The sequence below is a fragment of the Evtepia sp. genome, from assembly GCF_056797215.1.
In genome coordinates, this window is record NZ_JBQILM010000063.1 from 1 (window position 1) to 3868 (window position 3868).

At 62.3% G+C, this 3868-nt stretch carries 5 protein-coding genes; 4 read left to right on the plus strand and 1 reads right to left on the minus strand.

The features are described from left to right. Positions 1-143, minus strand: a 143-nt coding sequence (locus tag ACTOZL_RS10040) for a helix-turn-helix domain-containing protein (protein WP_482478253.1), incomplete at its 3' end; no start/stop codon positions are given. A 287-nt stretch (positions 144-430) separates the two neighbouring features. On the opposite strand from ACTOZL_RS10040, the gene ACTOZL_RS10045 reads away from it, so the two are divergent. From ACTOZL_RS10045 to mltG, 4 genes are read left to right on the plus strand one after another with little or no spacing between them, the layout of a single operon-like run. Continuing rightward, complete coding sequence (locus ACTOZL_RS10045) at positions 431-1156, plus strand: WecB/TagA/CpsF family glycosyltransferase (RefSeq protein WP_482478248.1); 726 nt, start codon at positions 431-433, stop codon at positions 1154-1156. Then, complete coding sequence (locus tag ACTOZL_RS10050) at positions 1153-1839, plus strand: dTMP kinase (RefSeq protein WP_482478249.1); 687 nt, start codon at positions 1153-1155, stop codon at positions 1837-1839. The genes ACTOZL_RS10045 and ACTOZL_RS10050 overlap by 4 nt, the downstream gene beginning before the upstream one ends. After that, positions 1840-2427: a 5-formyltetrahydrofolate cyclo-ligase gene (locus tag ACTOZL_RS10055; protein ID WP_482478250.1), complete on the plus strand. Its 588-nt coding sequence runs from the start codon at positions 1840-1842 to the stop codon at positions 2425-2427. It abuts the gene before it with no gap. 51 nt (positions 2428-2478) lie between these two features. Then, entirely contained in the window at positions 2479-3774 is a 1296-nt protein-coding gene (mltG, locus tag ACTOZL_RS10060; RefSeq protein WP_482478251.1) for an endolytic transglycosylase MltG, read from the plus strand. Positions 3775-3868: the final 94 nt, after the last annotated feature.

A 3868-nucleotide genomic window follows, 5' to 3' on the forward strand; every position in this document is an offset into this window, starting at 1 on the left:
AGGATTTTTTCCGTCTCTGGATAGCCGCTGTCCCGTTCCCACTTGCTCACCGCCTGGCGGGAGACGCCCAGCTGGTCGGCCAGCTCTTCCTGGGAGAGCCCGGCTTTTTTCCTGAGTGTTTGGATTTTTTCACCAAAGGACATTCCAAAATCCTCCTTTCGCCTCCAATGTAGTTGTTTTCCGGGGAAAATACCACCAAACTACGGTTTCTTTTGCGCAACCTGGGGTTGCAACCGGAGGTTTCCCGGGAAATCATACGCGCTCTTTCTGCTTTTTGCAAGTGCCGGGGGATTGTGGCGGGAAGGATGGAGAAAATGGGGGAATGGTTCGGTGGACAAATGGCAAAAACTGTGATAAAATACAACAGGTTATGCTTTGTCCTGTCATTCTGGCAGGGAAAGCGACAGTTTGATGTTTGGAGATGCAAAACGTGCGAACGGATATTATGGGCGTGACTTTTGACGATCTAACCCTGGGGGAGGCGGTGGCCGCCGGGGCCACCCTGGCCCGGACGCCGGGGCTGTCTTACGTTGTGACCCCCAACCCGGAGATTGTCAATTTGGCCCGCCAGTCTCAGGACTATCAAAAGCTCCTCAACGCCGCCGATCTGGTGCTCCCCGATGGCATCGGCGTGGTCTATGCTGCCAAGCTCCTGGGCACCCCCCTACAGGGGCGGGTGCCGGGGATTGATTTCGCCTCCGGCCTTTTGGGGGAGCTGGCGGGGAGCGGCGAGGCATTGTACCTTCTGGGCGGCAAGCCCGGGGTGGCCCAGCAGGCGGCGGAGAACTTGAAAAAGGCCTACCCGGGCCTGTCCATCTGCGGCACCCACGACGGGTATTTCCAGGACAACGAGGCCGTGGCGGCACAGATCCAGGCTGCCGGGGCCAAGGTGGTGTTTGTCTGCCTGGGGGCCCCCAAGCAGGAGTGGTGGATTGCCCGCTATGGCGCAGCCACCGGGGCCCAGCTGATGGTGGGCCTGGGAGGGGCGTTGGACGTCTACGCCGGCGCGGTGAAACGGGCCCCAGAGGCCTGGCAAAAACTGGGGCTGGAGTGGTGCTACCGCCTGCTCCACCAGCCCAGCCGGGTGGGGCGGATGGCAAAGCTGCCCCTGTTCCTGGTCCAGGCTATGGCCCAGAAGGGGAGGGGACAGAAATGAGTGGTAGACTGATTGTCCTAGAGGGCACTGACGGCTCTGGGAAGTCCACCCAATTCGCCCGGCTGTGCCAACGCATGGAGGCGGAGGGCTTTGCCTTCCAGCGGCTGGTGTTCCCCCAGTATCAGGAGCCCTCTTCGGCGCTGATTAAGATGTACCTGGCGGGGGAGTTCGGCAGCCGGCCGGGGGATGTGAACCCCTACGCGTCCTCGGCCTTTTACGCGGTGGACCGCTACGCCTCTTGGAAAAAGGTCTGGGAGGACTGGTACAGCGCCGGGGGCCTGGTGCTGGCGGACCGCTACACCACCTCCAACGCCGTCCACCAGACCAGCAAGCTCCCGGAAGGGGAGCGGGAGGGCTTCCTGCGCTGGCTGGCGGAGTTTGAATATGATTGCCTGGGGCTGCCCCGGCCTGACCTGGTGCTGTATCTGGACATGCCCACAGACCGGGCGGTGGAGCTGCTCCGCCAGCGGGAGGCAGCCACCAACACCAAGGGGGATATCCACGAGACCCACAGGGATTACCTGGCTGCCTGCCGCGCCGCGGCCCTAGAGGCGGGGCGGCTGTATGGCTGGAAGCGCCTGTCCTGCCTGGACGGGGCGGGGGCCCTGCGGGACGTGGAGGAGATACACAAGGAGATCTGGCAGGCGGTGCGCCCCCTGCTCTCCGGAAGGGAGAAGGCGTAAATGGGACAAGAGATTGCGCAAGTGAAACAGATTCTGCGCCAGCAGATGCGTGCGGTGCTGGAAGAGCTCAGCCAGGAAGAGCGGGCGGAGTCCGACCAGGCCCTGGCGGCACAATTCCTCCAACATCCCAAGGTGGCCCAGGCGGGCACCCTGCTGCTCTACTGCGGCGTGGGGACAGAGGTGGACACCCGACCCATCCTCCAAGCCCTGCTGGACCAGGGCAAGCGGGTGTGCCTGCCCCGCTGCCTGCCGGACCACCAGATGGAGGCCCGGGCCATCACAGCCTTGGAGGAATTGCAGCCGGACAAGTACGGCATCCCCGCCCCAGGGGAGGGCTGCCCGGTGGTGCCCAGGGAGGACTTGGACCTGGTGCTGGTGCCGGGGCTGTGCTTCGACAGCCGGGGCAACCGCCTGGGCCAGGGGGGCGGCTACTATGACCGCTATTTGGAGGACTACGACGGCATAAGCATCGGCCTGTGCCGGGAGGACTTCTTCCAGGTGAACCTGCCACGGGAGCCCCTGGACGTGTGGGTGCGCTATGTGCTCACCGAGGAGGGCCAGGTCTGGCCTGACCTGCAAGAGAGATGAAACCAATGGAAGCCCCAACCCAGCGGGGCAAATCCAGAGGGAGGTTAACAAATGGATAATCGAAGATATCGGGGCGACCCGGAGCCCCGGCGCTACCGGGAGGAACCGGAGAGAAGAAGATACCGGGACGACCCACCCCCCCGGCACTACCGGGACGACCCGCCCCAGCGCCGCTATCGGGAGGAGCCAGACCAGCGCCGTTACCGGGAGGACCCGGAGCCCCGGCGCCACCGGGAGGAGCCGCCCCACCGGCCCCCGTCCCGCTCCAACCAGAAGCGGAAGAAAAAGCGCTCCACCCTGTCCAGCTCCATGCTGTATATCCTGATGGTCTGCGGCATCTCCGTCATCCTGGCGGTGGTGGGCTGGACCCTGGCCAACGACGTGCTGGCCCTGAACAAGGAAGAGGGCACAGCGGTCATCAACGTCCAGGACGAGAATGACTTTGGCGGCGTGGTGAAGCAGCTTAAGGACCAAGGGATTATCAATTATAAGTGGGCGTTCCGCCTCTTCTCCGCCGTGACCAACGGCCGGGAGAAAATCGCCGTGGGCACCTATGAGCTGAACACGGACATGGACTACCGGGCCATTTTGAACAACCTGGGGTCCAGTTCCAGCAGCCGCATGAGCACGGCAGTGACCATCCCGGAGGGCTACAGCGTCAAGCAGATTTTCCAGATGCTAGAGGATAAGGGGATTTCCAGCGTGGAAAAGTTGGAGGATATGGCCGCCAACCACGACTATGCCTTCTCCTTCCTCCAGGATATCCCCTTGGGGGACCCCAACCGCCTAGAGGGCTACCTCTTCCCAGATACCTATGAGTTCTACATGGGCGAGGACCCCCGTTTCATCCTAAACAAGATGCTGGTGAACTTCGATGCCAAGGTCACCGACGAGATGCGCCAGAAAATTGCGGACTCTGGGCGGACCGTGCGGGACGTCATCATCGTGGCCTCCATGATCGAGCGGGAGACAGACGGCGGCGACCGCACGAAAATCGCCTCCGTCATCTATAACCGTCTCAACAACCCCGGTGCCGGGACCCAGGGCTACCTGAACATCGACGCCACCCTGCAATATGTCCTGGACCAGCAGGCGGAGGCGGGGACGGAGCCCCGCAAGGTGACCAGGGACGACTATCAAAGCCTCAGCAGTCCCTATAACACCTACCTCAACAAGGGCCTGCCCCCCGCGCCCATCTCCAACCCCGGTATGCTCTCCATTCGGGCAGCCATGGAACCGGAGCGCAGCAACTATTATTACTACTCTCTGGGCGAAGATGGGACCCATCACTTCTTTACCAATAAGAGTGAGCATGATGCTTTCATTGCCAGCCAAGGCGGGAACTGATGGGAAAGAAATTAGAACTCTTATCTCCCGGCGGCAACTGGGAGCAGTTGGAGATGTCCGTGGCCTACGGGGCCGACGCGGTGTATCTCGCCGG